Here is an 18,872-nt window from a genome sequence, read left to right as displayed (position 1 = left end):
CAAGGATGACGACATGAGCCTGGACCCCGAAATCCGCGACAACGAAGACGCCAAACGCTACGAACTGGATGTCGACGGCGAGACCGCCGTGGTCATCTACAACCCCGTCGCGGGCGGGCGGCTGATCACCGAGACCCTCGTGCCGGTCCCGCTGGAAGGCCGCGGCATCGCCAGCCGCATGGCCAAGCACGTCCTGGCCGATCTGAAGGCGAAAGACCTCCTGATCCTGCCGACCTGCCCCTTCTTCTCCAGCTATCTGAAGAAGCACCCGGAATACGCCGATCAGGTGCATCCGACCTATCGGGCCATGCTGGGCCTGTAGGGCATCGCTTCAAGCCCCGCCGCCTGCTAGGGCGGGGCGATGAAGTCTTCAGACATCGACGTCCTGATCGTCGGCGCCGGCGCGGCCGGCATGATGTGCGCCATCGAGGCGGGCAAGCGCGGCCGCCGCGTGCGCGTGATCGACCATGCCCGCGCGCCCGGCGAGAAGATCCGCATCTCGGGCGGCGGGCGCTGCAACTTCACCAATCTGGGGACCGGCGGCGCCAATTTTCTGGGCGAAAATCCGCGCTTCGCCCTGTCGGCCCTGCGCCGTTTCACCCAGCATGACTTCATCAAGATGGTCGATCGCCATGGCGTCGCCTGGCACGAGAAGACGCTGGGCCAGCTGTTCTGCGACGACAGCGCCAAGCAGATCATCCGTATGCTGACGGATGAGATGAAGGCGGCGGGCGTCACCCTGTCGCTGGGCCTCGGCGTCAAGGCGGTGGAGCGCGCGGGCGAGCGGTTTCAGGTCGATCTGGACGACGGATCGCGGGTGACGGCGGCCTCGCTGGTCGTGGCGAGCGGCGGCAAGTCCATTCCCAAGATGGGCGCCACCGGCTGGGGTTATGAGGTCGCGCGGCGCTTCGGCCTGCGCGTCACCGACACTCGGCCAGCCCTCGTGCCCCTGACGTTCGAGCCAGGCCTGCTGGAGCAGCTCAAGCCTCTGGCGGGCGTGTCAGTGGACGCCGTGGTGCGGCACAAGGCGCCCAAGGATGCGGGCGCGGGCCGTCCGGCCAAGGAAACCGTCTTCCGCGAGGGGCTGCTGTTCACCCATCGCGGCCTGTCCGGGCCGTCGATCCTGCAGATCAGCTCCTACTGGCGCGAGGGCGAGGCGATCACCGTCGATCTGGCCCCTGACCGCGACGCCGCCGCCGAAATTCTGGCCGCCAAGACCGAGAACGGAAAGCAGGCGGTCCACACGGCCGTCGGCCACGTCGTGCCGCGCCGTCTGGCCGAGGCCCTGTGCGCGCGTGAGAACCTGTCGGGCAAGCTGGCCGAGGTCGGCGACAAGAAGCTGCGCGCCCTGGCCGAGGCGGTCAACGCCTGGACGGTCAAGCCGGTCGGCTCGGAGGGTTATCGCACCGCCGAGGTCACGCTGGGCGGGGTCGACACCGCCGCCCTGGACCAGCAGACGATGGAGGCCAAGACCGTCCCCGGCCTGTTCTTCATCGGCGAGGTCGCGGACGTCACCGGCTGGCTGGGCGGCTACAATTTCCAGTGGGCCTGGTCGTCGGGCTGGGCGGCGGGCCAGCACTGCTGACGGCGTGAAAACAGAGCCTGCGGCGACGCGGCGCGTTGTCGCGCGGGCGGGCCGTCCCTACGTCTTTTCCTCTAGCGGGACGGGCCCCTCTGGCGGCGCTTCGGCGGCGTGATGTCGGACCGCTTCAACGACGAAAGAGGATGACGATGCCCCTGCTGATGTGCCCGAACGACAATGCGCCCATGCAGACGCTGGACCGCCACGGCGTCCAGTTCGACATGTGCCCGACCTGCCGCGGCGTCTGGCTGGATCGCGGCGAGCTGGAAAAGCTGATGGAATCGGCGACCGACGAAGGGCGCGCCACCGCCTACGTCGCACCGCCGCAACCAGCCCCTGCTCAGCCTCAGCAACCCTGGGGAGCCCAGCCGACCTATCGCGAACCGCCGCGTCATCGCGACGACCGCTATGACCACGACCGCCGCCGCGACGACGACTATCACCACCGCAAGAAGAAGAAGCGGCTGGATATCTTCGACATCTTCGACTGACGCGGAAGAGCGATCAGGCCGCTAGGCCGACCGCCTGCATCAGGGGTCGGAGGGCCTGAGCCGCCTGCGGTTCGGCCCCCAAGGCCGCGCGGGTGTCGGGCGCGCGCATCAGCCGCATCGCCTCGGCGCGGGCGCGCTCGGCGACCGGGCCGGTCGGACCGGTCTCGGCCGCCGCCAGACGCAGCAGGGCCGCGAGCTTCTGCGGGATCGGGACAGGCGCGCGGGCGATCTGCGTCGTCAGCCGGGCGTCGGCCTCGACCGCGCCTCCGACCATGCCCAGGGCGTCGACGATGGCCTGGGTCTCGCGCTCAGGCAGGCCGGCGTTGCGCACCGACCGCTGCAGGGCGACCAGCGACAGCAGGCGTTGTCCCGGCGGCGCGGTCTCCGTCGTCAGGCGCCCGCGCATCTCGGTTTCGAAGCGCAGGGAGGCCACGCAGGCGTCCAGCCAGCGCGCCGCCGCCCGCTTGTTGGCGCCGCCCGTGACGTTCTCGCACAGACGGGTCAGGCGCTCCGCCTCGGCCAGGACCGACGTGCAGTCGGACACATAGGCGGCGACGAAATCGGCGGCGACCAGACTGCGCGAGCGTTCGATGAAGGCGGTCTGCACCTCTTCCAGCGTCAGCAGTCGTCCGGCCGTGGCCGTCAGGGCCGTGGCCAGGGCGCGCAGGATGTCGATCTCGCCTACGGCGTCGCCGGGCCGCAGGCGGCGCTGGCTCATCAGCTCGCGCAGCACCATTCGCGCCAGGGCGGCCGCCAGGAGGGGGAATTCGCCCGCCGCCAGCCGCTCGCCCAGTCGCGCGGGCGGACCTTCGACCGGCGGCACCAGCAGAGCCAGGCGCGGATCATGGGCGAGAATGGCGCCGACCTCGCGCGGGGCGACCATCCGCACAGCCGCCGCCAGGCTGGAGCCCTGATCCAGGCCAGGACCCAGAATCTGGGCCAGTCCCGCCCGTGAACCCAGCAGTTCGCACAGGATCTGCTCGACCGAGACGAAGACCAGGGCGCGCGGAGCGCCCTCGACCGGCGCACGGTCGCAGATGTCCATCAGCCGCTCCAACCGCGCTCGCGCCCCGACCAGGCCGCGCAGAGACCCGGCCACCGCCCCGCCCATCAGGAAGGCCCGATCCGGCGCGCCGGCCAGGCCGTGCGCCAGATCGGCCACAAGCTGCGTCTCCAGATCGGCGAACGCCCTGTCTCGACCGGCCTTCAGCAGCCGCTCGATCGCCTGCTCGGCCAGGCGCTGATAGTGGCGCATCAGATCGTGCACCGACTGACCGGGAACGGCCTGGGCCTCCGGCACGGCCACCTTCTGTATGGCGTGTTGCAGCTCCACGCCCGACGCCTCGAGCCGCTCCGCCAGATCCGGGCGATGCAGGAGCTCAAAGGCCGTCGCCGTCTGACGGGCCAGCCAGTCCTCAAGGACCCGGCCGATGGTTTCGCGGCCGTGAGGGGCGTAAAGGTCGTGCACGCCGCGACAGGCCGGGCCGCGCGGCTCGACCGGCGCCGGACGTCTGCGGTTCAGTTCGGGCGCGCCCCGCGTCAGGATGACGACGCTGGCGAACTCCATGGTCTCGGGGTCGAGCGTCTCCTTGGTGACGCGCACCGCCACGGCCTGGCGGTCGCGCATCAGGTCTTCGGCCGTCTCCATGGCGCGGCGGCGATCCTCCGTGGCCTGCGACAGGGACCAGTCGTCCGGCGGCGTGCGGCGGATGTAGATTTCGTAGTGGACAGGACCGGCCATGGCGCCTTCAGAGACAACAAGGCGGCCATCCTGCCTCTTCAGGCTTTAAGGCGAGGTTTCGCCTTTTCCTCGCGCGGGTTGAAAGGCAGAGTCATGCGAACCATTTTGCAGTGGCCGTAAAGTCACCGCGATTGCATAGAACGGTTACGCTTGCCGCGCGTTACCGGATAAGGCGGCCGATCAGACGATCGCCCCGCCCGCACTAAGGAGAAGCCCTTGGCTAACATCACCCTGGTCGACGACGACGAGAACATCGTGGCCTCCGTCTCTCTGGCGCTGGAAAGCCACGGCCATAAGGTGACCGCCTATCACGACGGCGCCTCGGGCCTGGAAGCGCTAGAGACCAGTCCGCCCGACTTGGCCATCCTGGACGTGAAGATGCCCCGCATGGACGGCATGGAGGTGCTGCGCCGCCTGCGTCAGACCTCCAGCATTCCGGTCATCATGCTGACGTCCAAGGACGAGGAGATCGACGAGATTCTCGGCTTCAACCTCGGCGCCGACGACTACATCCACAAGCCCTTCAGCCAGCGCCTGCTGATCGAGCGGGTGAAGGCCCTGCTGCGCCGCGCGGGCGTGGAAGGCCTGGATCCGATCGACCCCGCCGCCGCCGAAGCCGGCAAGGCCATCAAGCGCGGCAAGCTGTCGATGGACCCGGCGCGCCACGAATCGACCTGGGACGGCCGGCCGGTGAAGCTGACCGTCACCGAGTTCCTGCTGCTGCAGGCCCTGGCCCAGCGTCCCGGCTTCGTGAAGAGCCGCGACAATCTGATGGACGCCGCCTATGACGATCAGGTCTATGTCGACGACCGCACCATCGACAGCCATGTGAAACGGATGCGAAAGAAGTTCCGCATGGTCGACCCCGAGTTCGACGCTATCGAGACCCTGTATGGCGTCGGATACCGCTACCGCGAGAGCTGAAGCCGAAGACGTCCGGGCGCGGCGCCGATTCCGCTTCGGCGGATCGCGCCTGGGCGGCTTCATCCTGGCCCTCAATCTCCTCAGCCTGCTGATCCTGTTCGGCGGCGCCCTGGCGCTGAACGAATGGCGGCGCGGCCTGATCGAGGCGCGCCAGGAATCCCTGGGCGTCCAGGCTGAGCTGCTGGCCAACGTCCTGGGCGAACTGGGCATCACCCAGGGCGACCCCTATCCCATGCTGGACGATCGCGCGGCCGCCCTGTGGCTGCGCGACAACTTCATTCCGGCCGGACAGCGCGCCCGCCTGTTCGACATGGACGGGATCGAGGTGTCCGATTCCTATCGGGTCAGCGACACCATTCCGGGCGAGCCCCTCCCCCCGGCCCATCCCGCGGGAACCGCCCTGGCGCCCAGCGAGCCGTCCGCGCGTGAGACCGCGCGCCTGGCCCGCGCCGATGCGGAACTGTCCGCCGAGGTCGAACGCGCCCTGCAGGGCGTGCCTCAGGCCGCCATCCGTCGCAATGAAGAGGGCGAACGGGTGGTCTCCGTCTCCCTGCCCGTGCGCCATGTGCAGCAGGTCCTGGGCGTGCTGACGCTGGAGGCGGGTGACGTCAACGAGACCCTGGCCGCCCAGCGCCGCGCCCTGACGCCCTTCGCCCTGGTGGCCCTGGCGGTCAACCTGCTGGCGTCCCTGGTTCTGCACCTGTTCGTGGCGCGCCCCGTGATGCGTCTGTCTGCGGCGGCGGACCAGGTGCGGCTGCAGCGCGCGCGCGCCATCTCCCTGCCCGATCTCGAGGATCGTCGCGACGAGATCGGCGATCTGGCCCGCGCCCTGGAGTCCATGACCGACACCCTGTCGACCCGTATGGACGCCATCGAACGCTTCGCCGCCGACGTCAGCCACGAGATCAAGAACCCCCTGACCTCGATCCGCTCGGCGCTCGAGACCCTGCCGCTGGTCAAGACCGAAGAGCAGCGGGCCCGCCTGACCAATCTGCTGCAACAGGACGTGCGGCGGCTGGACCGGTTGATCACCGACATCTCCAACGCCTCGCGCCTCGACGCCGAACTGTCGCGCGATCGCCCGCGCGCCATCGACCTGAACGAGCTGCTGGGCGACATCATCGGCGTCTATGAGGCCGGGCAGAAGCCGGGCGAGCCGCCGGTGCGCTTCGCCTCGACCGCCGAGAACGCCCGAGTGGTGGGCCGCGACATTCCCCTGGGCCAGGTGTTCCGCAACCTGATCGACAACGCCCGCTCCTTCAGCCCGTCAGAGGGCGAGGTGCGGGTCCGTCTGGAACGCGACGACAGCCAGCCCGACGTTCCCCTGCGCATCCGCATCGAGGACGACGGCCCCGGCATCCCGGCCGAGAATCTGGAGACGGTGTTCGAGCGCTTCTACACCTCCCGCCCCAAGGGCACGGCCTTCGGCGCCAACTCGGGCCTGGGCCTGGCCATCGTGCGCCAGATCATCGACGCCCACGGCGGACGGGTCCACGCCGAGAACCGCATCGACGCAAACAGCGCCGTGGTCGGGGCCCGCTTCGAAGTGCGGCTGCCCGCGACCGGAAAACGCGCGTGACCCCGCCGCGCCAGCCCCTGCACGCCACAGTCGCCGCCGTCCGCATCGACGACGTCTGGCGCGGCGTCCTGATCCAGGGGCCGTCCGGCGCAGGCAAGAGCGACCTCGCCCTGCGGCTGATGCAGGTCGGCTGGAGGCTGGTCGGCGACGATTGGGTGGACGTGTTCGCCTGCGAAGGCGCCCTCTACGCCGCTGCGCCCGCGACCATCGCCGGGCGGATGGAGGTGCGCGGCCTGGGCGTCGTCAGCCGCCCTTTCCTGCCCTCGACGCGGATCGCCCTGTCGCTGCACCTGACGCATGGACCGGTCGAACGGATGCCCGAGGCGGCCCAGGACGTGATCGACGGCGTCGCCGTGCCGCGTCTGGTTCTGAACCCTCGTCCCGCCTCCGCGCCCTTGGTCGTGGCGGCCGCCATCAACCGCGCCATGAGGGCTGCGAGCCGGCGCGGCGACAGCGCTCTTTGATCCGCGCCGCGATTGCCCTATGAAACGAGGCTTGTCGCTCGTCGAGGCGAGCTGGGGATGTCTTTGGTGAAGCCTATATGATCGGGCTGGTGATCGTCACCCACGGGGGCCTGGCCTCCGAATTCCTGTCGGCGATGGAGCACGTGGTGGGGCCGCAGCGCGGCGTCGCCGCCATCTGCATCGGTCCCGAGGACGATATGGAGCGTCGGCGTCGCGACATCGTCGACGCCGCCGCTGCGGTCAATGAAGGCGAAGGCGTCATCCTTCTGACCGACATGTTCGGCGGCACCCCCTCCAACCTCGCCATCTCGGTGATGGAGCAGACCGGCGCCGAGGTGATCGCCGGACTGAACCTGCCCATGCTGATCAAGCTGGCCAGCGTGCGCGGCCGTGAAAGCCTGGAAGCCTGCGTGGCCCACGCCCAGGACGCCGGCCGCAAATATATCTCGGTGGCGTCGTGGGTGCTGGCGGGCGAGAAATGAGCGACGTCGTCCCGTCCGCCCAGGCGACCCTGAACATCTGCAACCAGCGCGGCCTGCACGCCCGCGCCTCGGCCAAGTTCGTGAAGCTGGCCTCGGAGTTCGAAGCCGAGATTCAGGTGACGCGCGACGGGGTGACCGTGGACGCCCGCTCGATCATGGGTCTTCTGATGCTGGGCGCCGGGATCGGCTGCGGCGTCGAGGTGAAGGCCGAAGGGCCGGACGCCGCCGAGGCCGTCGCCGCCCTCACCGATCTTGTGGCGCGTCGCTTCGACGAGGATCAGTAGTCAGGTCCGGCGGAGTACGGACCACGCCGGCGCATTCGCCCTCCAGCGGCACCCTCACCCCGTCGCCCGAACGATCGGTGCGGTCGCGGAACAGGGCGGCGCGCGCCAGGATGATCAGCGTCACCGGCGTCGTCACCGTAAAGAAGACAGCCACCAGCAGTTCGACCGGCATGAACTGCCCCTCGGCCGCGGTGAAATAGACCACCGACCCGCCCAGGATCAGGAACATGCCGAGCGTCGCCCCCAGCGTCGGGGCGTGGACCCGCTCATAGAAGGTCTTGAGCCGCACTAGGCCGAACGCGCCCAGGAAGGTCAGGGCGGACCCGGCCAGAACCAGACACGCCGCCAGCAGGGCCGCCCAGGCCGGGACGTTCGCGGGAAATCCGGTCATTCGATCACCTCGCCGCGCATCAGGAATTTGGCCAGGGCGACCGAGGAGGTGAAGCCCAGCATGCCGATGATCACGGCCGCATAGAAATACAGGTGGCTGCCCGTCCGCACCCCGAAGGCGACGACCAGCAGCATCCCCGCCTGATAGAGGGTGTCCAGGCCCAGGATGCGATCCTGGGCGCGCGGCCCCTTGGCGATGCGCCACACGCCGATCAGGGCCGCCCCGGCCAGGAACAACTGCGCCACGACCAGCGCCCAGTAGAAGACGGCGCCGCTCATTCGAAAATCTCCATCAGGCGGCGCTCATAGCGATTCTTGATGCGGTCCGCCCAGTCGTCGCCAGCCTGAAGGTCGAGGATATGCAGCAGGAGCACGCCGGTCGCGTCCTCGTACTCGACCCAGATGGTGCCGGGGGTGCTGGTGATGATCACGGCCAGCACGGCCAGGCCGTATCGATCCCGCATCTCCAGCGGGATGTGCACAAAGCCCGAGACGCGATTCTCGCGCGAGGCGTTCAGCCCCAGGATGACCAGGGCCACCTCCCAGTTGGAGCGGATGATGTCGCGCGTGACGACCATGGCGAAGCTCACCAGGGTCAGCGGCCTTCTGACCCGCACCGGCTCGACCTCGAGAGCGCGCATGATGTGAGGCGCGGCCAGGGCCATCAGCAGGGCCAGGGCCAGGGCGGGCGCCGCAACCGACCCGCTGAGCAGCAGGGAGGCGCCGAACAGGGCCAGCGACAGGATGGGGTGAGGCAGAACCGCCCGAATCATGAGCCGCCTCCCAGCACCGCGCGGACATAGGCGTCGGGGCGCACCAGCCAGTCGGCCGTGTGGTCGGCATAGGCGAAGCCCGCCTCGCCGAAGATCGCCAGGAAGATGCAGGCCGCCAGCAGACCGGCGATGGCCACGCCCTCGGCCGCGCCGACGACGACCGCCGGCTCGGCGTCGTCGTCTCGCGCCCACAGGGCCGCCATGCCCAGGCGCGTCAGCCCGATCAGGGCCCCGAGCGAGGCCAGGGAAAGGGCGGCGATCACCCCGTAACCCGCCCAGCCGGCGAGGCCTGACAGGGCGTCCATCATGGCCAGCTTGCCGATGAAGCCCGCCAGCGGCGGCAGGCCGGCGATCATGAGGGTCGAGATCAGGAAGGCGCCGCCCAGAGCCGCCACGGCGGCCGGAATGACCAGGCCGGGCTCATTGCGCTCTTCGTCGTCGAAGGGATCGATATACTCGTCCTCGAAGACGGCGCGGCCCGAGCGCGCGCCGGGGTCCTGGCCCCGGTTCAGCACCTCGGCCAGCATGAACAGGGCGCCGCAGGCCAGGGTCGACCCCACCAGGTAGAAGACCGCCCCGCCCAGGACGTCGGCGTTGCCCGTGCCCGCCGCCGCCAGCACCGTGCCGGACGAGACGATGACGGCGTAGGCGGCGGCGATCGATAGGTCTCGCGCGGCGATGATGCCGGCCGTGCCGAAGCCGATGGTCGCCAGACCGCCCAGCAGGATCCACAGTTGCCCGAACCCGGCCGAGGCGCCGCTGTCCGCCGCGAACAACAGGAAGCTGAGGCGGATGATCACATAGGCGCCGACCTTGGACAGGATGGCGAAGACGGCGGCGGCCGGGGCGCTGGCGGCCGAATAGGTGGTGGTCAGCCAGAAGCCCAGCGGCCACATGGCGCACTTGGTCAGGAAGGCTACGCCCAGGATCGCGGCGCCGACGTGGAACAGGCCTCGGTCCGCCTCGGCGATCTGGGGGATGCGCACGGCCAGGTCGGCCATGTTGAGCGTGCCGGTGACGCCGTAGATCAGGCTGACCCCGATCAGGAACAGCATGGAAGCCGTCAGGTTGACGGCGATATAGGCCAGGCCCGCCCGAATCCGCGCCTCGCCCGAACCGTGCAGGGCCAGGCCGTAGGAAGCCGCCAGCATGATCTCGAAGAAGACGAAGAGGTTGAACAGGTCGCCCGTCAGGAAGGCGCCGTTGACCCCCATGACCAGCAACAGGAACAGGGCGTGGAAACGCGGCCCCGCCCGGTCCCATCGCGCCAGAGCGAAGATCATGGAGCAGGCGCCCAGCACGCTGGTCAGAGCCACCATCAGGGTCGACAGACGGTCCGCCACCAGAACGATGCCGAACGGCGCCGGCCAGTCGCCCAGCTGATAGACGCGGGCAGTGTCGCCCCCGCCCGTGGCGCCGGTGGCGCTCTCATGCAGCAGGGCCAGGGCCATGGCCAGGATGGCCGCCATGGCGAAGAGGCTGAGACCGCCCTTCAACAGGCGGCGGCGCTCGTCGAACAGCAGCATGGCCGCCGCAATGACCATGGGCAGGACGATCGGCCCGATGATCAGATGTTCCTGCCAGTCGGTCATTCGGGCGCCTCCTGGCCGTCGACATGGTCGCTGCCGGTCTCGCCGCGCGAGGCCAGCAGCACCACCAGGAACAGGGCCGTCAGGGCGAAGCTGATGACGATGGCCGTCAGCACCAGGGCCTGGGGCGTCGGATCGGCGTAGAGGGCCGGATCCTCGGCGCCCTTGCTGGTGATCGGCGCCGCGCCCGAACGCAGCCGCCCCATGGAGAAGATGAACAGGTTGACCGCATAGGAGACCAGCGACAGGCCGATGATGACCTGGAAGGTGCGCGGGCGCAGCATCAGCCACACCCCCGAGGCGGTCAGAACGCCGATGGCGAGGGCCAGAACGATCTGGGTCATTGCGCCCCTCCCTTCTGCTCGGCTTCGGCTTCCGCTTCGGCCTCCTCTATGCGCGCGCGCCGCAGCGACTGGTGCGCCAGGGCGACCAGGATCAGCACGGTGGCGCCCACCACCAGCACCACCACGCCCAGGTCGAACAGCACCGCGCTGGCCAGGGGCACGCGACCCAGCAGCGGCAGATCGGCGTACTGGAAGTAGCTGGTCAGGAAGGGTTGATCGAAGATCCAGCCCACGGCGCCGCTGATCGCGGCGATCAACAGGCCGACGCCGATCCAGATGATCGGGCGGATCTCCAGCCGCTCCTCCACCCAGCGGGCGCCGGACGACATGTATTGTAGGATGAAGGCGATCGACAGCGCCACCCCCGCCGCGAAGCCGCCGCCGGGCAGGTCATGCCCGCGCAGGAAGAGGTGCACCGCCAGCAGAATAATGAAGGGGAACAGCCAGCGCATCACCACGCCGGGGATCATCATGGTGTCGCTGAGGGTGTCGCCTTCGCTGCGGCCCTCGCGAGCGCGGTCCGACGCATCCTGGACCCGCTTCTGCATCGGCTGGGACAGGCTGTCGCTGGCCGGACGGAAGCGACGCAGCAGGGCCAGAACCGTCAGGCCGACGACGCCCAGGACGGTGATTTCGCCGAAGGTGTCGAAGGCGCGGAAATCGACCAGGATGACGTTGACGACGTTGCGGCCGCCCGCCTCCTCATAGGCCCGCTCGACGAAGAAGCGCGACACGCCCTCGACCGGCGGGCGCACCATGACGGCCCAGGCGATCAAGGCCGCGCCGGCCCCGGCGCAGATGGCGATCACCCGGTCCAGACGACGACGCCAGCGGGCGCGGCGCTGCTCGGACTCGGGCACATGGATCTCGGCCAGGCGCTTGGGCAGCCAGCGCAGGCCCAACAGCAGCAGCACCGTCGTCACCACCTCGACCACCAGCTGGGTCAGGGCCAGGTCGGGCGCCGACAGCCAGACGAAGGTCAGGCAACTGGCCAGGCCCGCCCCGCCCATCAGGATGACGGCGGCCAGGCGGTGATATTTGGCCTGCCAGGCGGCGGCCAGGGCGCAGGAGCCGCCCGCCAGCCACAGGGCGGCGAAGGCCAGGTTGTGCGGCTGGGGAACACGGAACTCGGGCCAGGTCAGGACGAAGCCGCCCGCCGCCGCCACAGCCGCCGACAGCAGGGCCGTCAACAGGATCAGCCGCAGCTGCGGCTGCAGGCGCTGCGCGCCCAGATGGCGCACGATCCACTGCGACAGGTCCATGAGGATGACCTGGGACCTTTCGAACAGATAGCCGCCGTTCAGCCGCTTCATGCCCCAGGGGCCGCCGCGCGGATTGGCGTTCAGCGCCTTGCCGAACACGACATAGAGGCCGATCCCGCCCGCCATGGCGATGACGCTGAGCAACAGCGGCAGGTTGAAGCCGTGCCACAGGGCCAGGCTGTAATAGGGGAGGTCGAAGCCGAGCATGGTCACGGCGGCGCTGCGTAGGAAGGGCCCGACGGTGACCGCCGGAAACACCCCGACCAGAAGGCACAGGGCCACCAGCACCTCGACCGGACGCCGCATCCAGCTCGGCGGCTCGTGCGGAACGCGGTCCAGCTCGGTCGGCGGCGGGCCGAAGAAGGTCGTATGGATGAAGCGCAGCGAATAGAGGACGCTGAAAGCGCTGGCCAGGGTCGCCAGCACCGGCAGGGCCTGGTTCAGCGCCGAGGTCTGGGTGCTGGCCAGGGCCTCGGCCAGGAACATCTCCTTGGACAGGAAGCCGTTCAGCAGGGGCACGCCCGCCATGGCGGCCGCGGCGACCATGGCCAGGGTGGCGGTGATCGGCATGAAGCGGATCAGGCCGCTGAGCTTGCGCATGTCGCGCGAGCCGGCCTCGTGGTCGATGATGCCCGCCGCCATGAACAGCGAAGCCTTGAAGGTCGCGTGGTTGATGGTGTGGAAGATGGCGGCGATGGCGCCCAGGTCCGACCCCAGCCCCAGCAGCAGGCAGATCAGGCCCAGGTGGCTGATGGTCGAATAGGCCAGCAGGCCCTTCAGGTCGTGCTGGAAGATGGCGCACCATGCGCCGACCAGCAGGGTCGTCAGCCCCAGGCCGCCGACCACGAAATACCACATCTCGGTCTCGCCGAAGACGGGCCAGAACCGCATCAGCAGGAAGACGCCCGCCTTCACCATGGTGGCCGAATGCAGATAGGCGCTGACCGGCGTCGGCGCCGCCATGGCGCGCGGCAGCCAGATATGGAACGGAAACTGGGCGCTCTTGGTCAGGGCGCCGATCAGGATCAGACCCAGGGCGACCGGATAGAGGGGGCTGGCCAGGATGACGTCGCGCGCGGCGATGACGGCGTCCAGCTCATAGCTGCCGACGATCCGGCCGATCAGAATCATGCCGACCAGCAGGGCGACCCCGCCGGTGGCGGTGATGGTCAGCGCCATGCGCGCGCCCTCGCGCGCCGAGGCGTTCTGGTGCCAGTAGCCGATGAGCAGGAAGGAAAAGAGGCTGGTCAGCTCCCAGAAGACGACCAGCTGGATCAGATTGCCCGACAGCACCACGCCCTGCATGGCGCCCATGAAGGCCAGCAGGAAGGAGAAGAAGCGCGGCACCGGATCCTTCGGCGACATGTAGTAGCGCGCATACAGGACGACGAGCGCGCCGATCCCCAGGATCAGGGCGCTGAACAGCCAGGACAGGCCGTCCAGGCGGATGGTGAGATTCACCCCAAGCGACGGCAGCCAGGCCAGGGTCAGCTTCAACACCTCGCCGTCCTGGAACCTGGGCCAGAGCACCGCCAGACAGCCGACGCTGATCAGGGCGATGATCCACGACAGGACGGCCGCAGAGGTCCGCGCATGACGCGGCAGCCCTGAGGCGATCATGGCCCCCAGAAAGGGCAGGACGAGAATGACGAGCAGGAGGAAGCTGGCGGGCACGGGCGTGTCGATCATCTCCGATGGGTTGTGGGGCGGCGCCCGAAAGACTGCGGATCGCGCCTTTTCGTTCTGCCAGAGTTTTTCCTAAGGGAAATGACGCGCTTGCGTCAAAGCGACGAGTTGGCGCGATTGTGACCGTAGCAGGAGCGATTGAGGCGCGAAAACCATCACATTGCGCTCGACAATCATTGTCAACACGCACGGGCGCGCCCGCAGATGCGGAACGCCCCCCGCTCCGACCGGGGAACGGGGGGCGTCTTCAGTTCAGATCGTGAAATCCGGGCCTCAGCCTTCGCCCATGCCCTCGGCCGGTCGAGGCGCGCCGCCGGCGCGCACCGCCGCCTCGATCCGGGCGCCGACGTCGGGATCGATGCTCTTCCAGTAGTCGAAGGCGCGCTCCAGCACCGGAGAGCGCACGCCGCCCAGCAGGCTGCCCGCCACCTGATCGACCAGTCTGGCGCGCTGGTCGTCGTTGAACACCTCACGCACCAGGACGCCCGGCTGGGTGAAATCGTCGTCCTCGGCGTGCAGGGTATAGGCGCTGCGGACCAGGTCGCCGTCGGCCTCCCAGCCGTCATGGACCGGGCCGGTCTCATCCGACCAGGCGCGGCCGCCGCTGTTGGGGACATAGACCGGCTGGGCGCCCGAGTGGTGATAGGCCATCTGCCCGTCGAACATATAGGTGTTCACCGGAACCTTGGGCTGGTTGACCGGCAGCTGGTGGAAGTTGGTCCCGATGCGGTTTCGTTGGGCGTCGTTATAGGCGAAGGCCCGACCCAGCAGCATCTTGTCCGGCGACAGGCCGATGCCGGGCACCGTGTTCCCCGGCGAGAAGGCCGCCTGCTCGATCTGGGCGAAGAAGTTCTCCGGGTTGCGGTTCAGCGTCATCCGCCCGACCGGGATCAGCGGATAGTCCTTGTGCGACCAGGTCTTGGTCAGATCGAAGGGATTGATCCGATAGGTCGCCGCCTCGGCATAGGGCATGACCTGGACCGACAGATCCCACGACGGATGCTCGCCGCGCTTGATGGCGTCGAACAGGTCGCGGCGGTGGAAGTCGGCGTCGGCGCCCGACATGGCCGCCGCCTCGGCGTTCGAGAAGAAGGCCATGCCCTGGCGGGTGTGGAAGTGATACTTGACCCAGAATTTCTCGCCCGCCGCGTTGATCCACATATAGGTGTGGGAGCCGTAGCCGTTCATCTCGCGCCAGGTGCGCGGCAGGCCCCGCTCACCCATCAGATAGGTCACCTGGTGAGCGGTCTCGGGGTTGTTGGTCCAGAAGTCCCACTGCATGTGGTTGTCGCGCAGGCCGGAGTCGGGCAGGCGCTTCTGGCTGCGGATGAAGTGCGGGAACTTCATCGGATCGCGCACGAAGAAAACCGGGGTGTTGTTCCCGACCAGGTCGTAGTTGCCCTCGGTCGTGTAGAACTTCAGCGAAAATCCGCGCACGTCGCGCCAGGTGTCAGGACTGCCCTGTTCGCCCGCCACGGTGGAGAAGCGCGCCAGCATCTCGGTCTTGGCGCCCGGCTGAAACAGCGCCGCCTTGGTGTAGGCTGAAACATCGTGGGTGATCTCCAGCTCGCCGAAGGCGCCGGAGCCCTTGGCGTGCGGCTGGCGTTCGGGAACCTTCTCCCGGTTGAAGTGAGCCATCTGCTCCAGGAAGTGCACGTCATGCAGCACGATCGGCCCGTTCGGCCCGACGGTGAGCGAGTTCCGATCACTGACGGCCGGTGCGCCCGCGCCCGTCGTGGAACCTGAATTCTGCTGGGTCATCGCCTATCTCCTCTGGCGCCCGGCGCTCCCGTACAGCCGAGCCTCGCTTATGAGATGGACCAGCGCCGCAAAAACGCAACCGGCGCAGTCGCAGAAAAACGGCGGGTTCTGGGCCGCACAGCCCCTCGGAGGATTCAGCGTCTTGGTTGGCGCCTGGGATGCCGCGCCATGCGAGGAGGCGACCCGGCCCCGCCTGGAGTTTCCCCAAAAAAGCCCCATTTCACTAAGCCCTGACGAGGAGGAAATTTCGTCTTGCCCGCCGTTTTCAGACATTAATTTAGATTTTTGGATTTCAACCCCCGCCCCATGGGCAAAATTATTGCCAGCAACTAGGCTGGCGAAGGGAAGCATCTTTCTAAATCAAGCGGCGCCGTGAGGGGAGCTGCTGGCAAAGAACCGTCAGCATCAGAGGGGATTTCATGCTGTTTTGCGTTTCTCGGGGCGTTCGCCCCGTGATGTATCGTGCTCTGTTGGCAAGCGGGTGCGCGTCATTGGCCTTGATGAGCGCGGCGGGAACCGTCTCCGCCCAGGAAACGCCCGAAGAATCCGGCGCGGTCGAAGTGGGCGAGATCGTCGTCACCGGCTCGCGTATCGCCCGCCGCGACTACGCTTCCAACAGTCCCCTCGTCTCCGTCACAACCGAGGCGATTGAGAACACCGGCCAGGTGACGGTCGAAAAGGCCCTGACCCAGATGCCGCAGTTTTCGGGCGCCATGGGCCAGAGCACGGCCGGTTCGTCCTCAACCTCGCTGAACGGCGGCCAGGCCTACGCCAGCCTGCGCGGCCTGGGCTCCAAACGCACCCTGCTGCTGCTGGACGGCAAGCGCCTGCAGCCGTCGAACCCCGACGGCTCGGTCGACCTGAACGTCATCCCGGAAGCTCTGATCGGCAACGTCGAGGTCATCACCGGCGGCGCCTCCACGGCCTATGGCTCCGACGCCACCGCGGGCGTCGTGAACTTCATCCTGAAGCGCAACTTCAGCGGCGTGACCGTGGCGTCGCAATACGGCGTCAGCGACTATGGCGACGGCGAGACCTTCCGCCTGTCGGTTACGGCCGGGGACAGCTTCGCCAATGATCGCGGCAGGGCCGTGGTTTCGCTCGACTATTCGATGCGCGACGTCGCCTACCAGTCGAAGCGCGACTATTATTTCACGCGCAATCGCGAGTCCAACACCGCCATCATCGCCCAAGGCGCCGCCTGGTTCGGCAGCAACCGTCCCACGCTGGACGCCGTCAACGACGTCTTCGTCGGCCAGTACGGCGTAAATCCGGTGCTGGGCGCCGGCGACTTCTATAACGGCCAGATCGGCTTCAACACCGGCGACCAGACCCTGTTCAACCTGGGCGGCGCCTCGCCGGTCATGAACCTGAAAGACCCGGAAACCGACGGCCACTTCCTGAACGCCGCCGGCACCAACATGCTGTGGGGTTGGAACAAGGGCCGTATCCAGAACGACAACGAGCGCTACTCGCTGTTCGGCCGCGTCGATTATGAGATTGCTCCCAATATCGACTTCTTCCTGCAGGGCTCGCTGACCAGCTATGAGTCGGAAGGGACGTTCAACCCGACCCTGGCGGGCCTCGCCTATGCCCTGTCGGCGCCGGTGACCAATCCCTACATCGGGGCCGATTTCGCCCATATCCTGGCGTCGCGCCCGAACCCGACCGCCGACTTCGCCCTGTGGAAGGACCTGGACTTCGCCGGGGAGCGCCTGCAGTCCTACGCCTATAACGTCTATCAGTTCATCGGCGGCCTGTCGGGTCAGGTCGGCTACAAGGATTGGACCTGGGAAGCCTACGCCAGCGCCTCCCAGGCTGATTTCGAGAATGTGCAGACCGGCGGCGTCAGCCGCTCTGCCATCACTCGCCTGCTGTACAGCCCGACGGGAGGGTCCGAGTTCTGCGCCGGAGGCTTCAACCCCTTCGGCAATCACGACCCCTCGGCCGAGTGCGTGAACTATGTGCGCCGCAATACGACCAACACCAATGAGTTGACCCAGCGCATGGCCGAGGCCTCCATGCAGGGCGGCCTGTTCAACCTGCCCGCCGGCGAAGTCCGCTTCGCCGCCGGCCTGGGCTATCGCTACAACCAGTTCGACTTCCGTCCCGACAGCGCCCTGGACCAGCCGGACGGCACCAGCGACATCCTGGGCTACAGCGAGCTGCGCGCGTCTTCGGGCAGCGTCGACACGACCGAGGTTTTCGCCGAATTCCTGATCCCGCTGCTGCGCGACCTGCCCTTCGTCAAGTCGCTGGAGATGGACCTGGGATATCGCTACTCCGACTATAGCTCCGTCGGCGGCGTCCATGCCTACAAGGCCGATCTGAACTGGCAGGTGAACGACATCGTGCGCCTGCGCGGCGGCTACAATCGGGCGGTGCGGGCGCCGAGCGTCGGCGAACTCTACTCGCCCGTCTCGTCGGCCACGGTCGATATCGGCACCCCATCCGCCAGCAACACAAACGGCGATCCCTGCGACTACCGCAGTTCGTTCCGAAACGGGCCCGACGCCGAAAAGGTCAAGGCCCTGTGCGTGTCGCTGGGCGTGCCCTCGGCCCTGATCAACGACTTCCAGTTCGGCGCCGCCCAGGTGTTCGCCCTGACCGGCGGCAACCCCGACCTTCAGGAAGAAACGGCCGACACCTATTCGTTCGGCACGGTGCTGCAGCCGACCTTCCAGTCGCCGTGGCTGAGCAACATCAGCGCCTCGATCGACTGGTATCAGATCAAGGTGGCTGATGCGGTCGGCGTCCTGGGCGTCGGCAACGGCATCCGCTACTGCTTCAACGACGGCGGCAACAACCCGACGTTCGATCCCAACAACTACTACTGCACCCTGCAGGATCGCGGGACCAACGACGGCTATATGATCAACCCGCGTCAGCCTCTGCTGAACCTGGGCCAGTTCAACGTCACCGGCATCGACCTGCAGCTGGACTGGCGCCTGCACCTGGGCGATATCGGCCTGCCGGACGAGGGTCAACTCAGCGTCAGCTCGGCGATCAGCTACCTGAACAGCTTCGAGATTCAGGCCCTGCCGGGCGCGCCGACGTACGACTACGCCGGCACCTGGGGGACGGCGATCGAAGCCAACGCCGGCCAGGCGCACCCCGAATGGAAGGCGTCGACCAGCGTCACCTACTCGCGTGAAAGCTGGAACGTCGGCCTGCGCTGGCGCCACATGTCGGAGATGATCAACAGCGCCCGCGTGACCTCGCCGACCAGCACCGCGCGCGGCGTGGACGCCTATGACGTCTTCGATCTGAACGCCCGTGTGACGTTGCCTTACGACACCTCCCTGCGCTTCACCGTGACGAACCTGTTCAACGAGGCGCCGCCGCAGGTCGGGGATGTCCGCGGCACCTACGACCCGCAGAACTACGACACCATCGGCCGCTACTACACGGTTGCGGTCACCAAGACCTTCTAGGTCTCCGTCAGGGGACCTGAAGCCAGACGCGGCGGGACCTTTTCCCGCCGCACCTGATCCCGGCCCGGCGGGCCGGCGACATTTTC

17 protein-coding genes are annotated in these 18,872 nt (G+C 67.9%); 9 read left to right on the top strand and 8 right to left on the bottom strand.

Features of this window, described 5'->3' with window-relative positions; translation table 11 throughout:
• Nucleotides 1-13 precede the first annotated feature (13 nt).
• The 3 genes from ACWGL1_RS14455 to ACWGL1_RS14445 all read left to right on the top strand — a co-directional run bounded on the left by ACWGL1_RS14455 (nucleotide 14) and on the right by ACWGL1_RS14445 (nucleotide 2,073).
• Nucleotides 14-322: a GNAT family N-acetyltransferase gene (locus tag ACWGL1_RS14455; RefSeq protein ID WP_346486428.1), complete on the top strand. Its 309-nt coding sequence runs from the start codon at nucleotides 14-16 to the stop codon at nucleotides 320-322.
• A gap of 39 nt (nucleotides 323-361) precedes the next feature.
• Nucleotides 362-1,585, top strand: a complete 1,224-nt coding sequence (locus ACWGL1_RS14450) for an NAD(P)/FAD-dependent oxidoreductase (RefSeq protein ID WP_452112376.1) — start codon at nucleotides 362-364, stop codon at nucleotides 1,583-1,585.
• A 146-nt stretch (nucleotides 1,586-1,731) separates the two neighbouring features.
• Complete coding sequence (locus tag ACWGL1_RS14445; RefSeq protein WP_452112375.1) at nucleotides 1,732-2,073, top strand: TFIIB-type zinc ribbon-containing protein; 342 nt, start codon at nucleotides 1,732-1,734, stop codon at nucleotides 2,071-2,073.
• Between the two features lie 13 nt (nucleotides 2,074-2,086).
• Here the strand turns inward: ACWGL1_RS14445 and ACWGL1_RS14440 are convergent, their stop codons facing one another.
• The gene (locus ACWGL1_RS14440; protein ID WP_338577728.1) at nucleotides 2,087-3,814 is read right to left on the bottom strand and encodes a hypothetical protein; all 1,728 of its coding nucleotides are present in this window, start codon (nucleotides 3,812-3,814) and stop codon (nucleotides 2,087-2,089) included.
• 216 nt (nucleotides 3,815-4,030) lie between these two features.
• On the opposite strand from ACWGL1_RS14440, the gene ACWGL1_RS14435 reads away from it, so the two are divergent.
• The 5 genes from ACWGL1_RS14435 to ACWGL1_RS14415 all read left to right on the top strand — a co-directional run bounded on the left by ACWGL1_RS14435 (nucleotide 4,031) and on the right by ACWGL1_RS14415 (nucleotide 7,547).
• Entirely contained in the window at nucleotides 4,031-4,738 is a 708-nt protein-coding gene (locus ACWGL1_RS14435) for a response regulator transcription factor (RefSeq protein ID WP_291778555.1), read from the top strand.
• Complete coding sequence (locus ACWGL1_RS14430) at nucleotides 4,707-6,317, top strand: ATP-binding protein (protein ID WP_452112374.1); 1,611 nt, start codon at nucleotides 4,707-4,709, stop codon at nucleotides 6,315-6,317. The genes ACWGL1_RS14435 and ACWGL1_RS14430 overlap by 32 nt, the downstream gene beginning before the upstream one ends.
• Complete coding sequence (locus ACWGL1_RS14425; RefSeq protein ID WP_291778549.1) at nucleotides 6,314-6,781, top strand: HPr kinase/phosphorylase; 468 nt, start codon at nucleotides 6,314-6,316, stop codon at nucleotides 6,779-6,781. Before ACWGL1_RS14430 ends, ACWGL1_RS14425 begins: the two co-directional genes overlap by 4 nt.
• A 77-nt stretch (nucleotides 6,782-6,858) precedes the next feature.
• Nucleotides 6,859-7,263: a PTS sugar transporter subunit IIA gene (locus tag ACWGL1_RS14420; protein WP_025976949.1), complete on the top strand. Its 405-nt coding sequence runs from the start codon at nucleotides 6,859-6,861 to the stop codon at nucleotides 7,261-7,263.
• On the top strand, nucleotides 7,260-7,547 hold the full coding sequence (locus tag ACWGL1_RS14415) for an HPr family phosphocarrier protein (RefSeq protein ID WP_291778539.1): 288 nt from the start codon (nucleotides 7,260-7,262) through the stop codon (nucleotides 7,545-7,547). Before ACWGL1_RS14420 ends, ACWGL1_RS14415 begins: the two co-directional genes overlap by 4 nt.
• Here the strand turns inward: ACWGL1_RS14415 and mnhG are convergent.
• The 7 genes from mnhG to ACWGL1_RS14380 all read right to left on the bottom strand — a co-directional run bounded on the left by mnhG (nucleotide 7,507) and on the right by ACWGL1_RS14380 (nucleotide 15,352).
• Entirely contained in the window at nucleotides 7,507-7,938 is a 432-nt protein-coding gene (gene mnhG, locus ACWGL1_RS14410) for a monovalent cation/H(+) antiporter subunit G (RefSeq protein ID WP_291778536.1), read from the bottom strand. The two genes, ACWGL1_RS14415 and mnhG, sit on opposite strands and share 41 nt — an antisense overlap.
• Nucleotides 7,935-8,216: a K+/H+ antiporter subunit F gene (locus ACWGL1_RS14405; protein WP_291778532.1), complete on the bottom strand. Its 282-nt coding sequence runs from the start codon at nucleotides 8,214-8,216 to the stop codon at nucleotides 7,935-7,937. Before ACWGL1_RS14405 ends, mnhG begins: the two co-directional genes overlap by 4 nt.
• A complete protein-coding gene (locus tag ACWGL1_RS14400) occupies nucleotides 8,213-8,710 on the bottom strand; it encodes a Na+/H+ antiporter subunit E (protein ID WP_338577725.1) in 498 nt (165 codons plus the stop codon). The genes ACWGL1_RS14405 and ACWGL1_RS14400 overlap by 4 nt, the downstream gene beginning before the upstream one ends.
• Nucleotides 8,707-10,302: a monovalent cation/H+ antiporter subunit D gene (locus tag ACWGL1_RS14395; protein ID WP_338577724.1), complete on the bottom strand. Its 1,596-nt coding sequence runs from the start codon at nucleotides 10,300-10,302 to the stop codon at nucleotides 8,707-8,709. The genes ACWGL1_RS14400 and ACWGL1_RS14395 overlap by 4 nt, the downstream gene beginning before the upstream one ends.
• Nucleotides 10,299-10,643 carry a Na+/H+ antiporter subunit C gene (locus ACWGL1_RS14390; protein ID WP_291778524.1) on the bottom strand — a complete coding sequence of 115 codons (345 nt, stop codon included), beginning with the start codon at nucleotides 10,641-10,643 and terminating at the stop codon, nucleotides 10,299-10,301. The genes ACWGL1_RS14395 and ACWGL1_RS14390 overlap by 4 nt, the downstream gene beginning before the upstream one ends.
• A complete protein-coding gene (locus ACWGL1_RS14385; RefSeq protein WP_291778523.1) occupies nucleotides 10,640-13,594 on the bottom strand; it encodes a monovalent cation/H+ antiporter subunit A in 2,955 nt (984 codons plus the stop codon). Before ACWGL1_RS14385 ends, ACWGL1_RS14390 begins: the two co-directional genes overlap by 4 nt.
• Nucleotides 13,595-13,864: 270 nt before the next feature.
• Nucleotides 13,865-15,352, bottom strand: coding sequence for a catalase (locus tag ACWGL1_RS14380; protein ID WP_312218703.1), 1,488 nt, complete (start codon nucleotides 15,350-15,352; stop codon nucleotides 13,865-13,867).
• 500 nt (nucleotides 15,353-15,852) lie between these two features.
• On the opposite strand from ACWGL1_RS14380, the gene ACWGL1_RS14375 reads away from it, so the two are divergent.
• Nucleotides 15,853-18,786 carry a TonB-dependent receptor domain-containing protein gene (locus ACWGL1_RS14375; protein ID WP_452112458.1) on the top strand — a complete coding sequence of 978 codons (2,934 nt, stop codon included), beginning with the start codon at nucleotides 15,853-15,855 and terminating at the stop codon, nucleotides 18,784-18,786.
• Nucleotides 18,787-18,872: the final 86 nt, after the last annotated feature.

The sequence above is a fragment of the Brevundimonas sp. NPDC055812 genome, assembly GCF_053616535.1.
The sequence above is the reverse complement of the archived record's forward strand: the minus strand, read 5'-3'. Positions and strand labels throughout refer to the sequence as shown.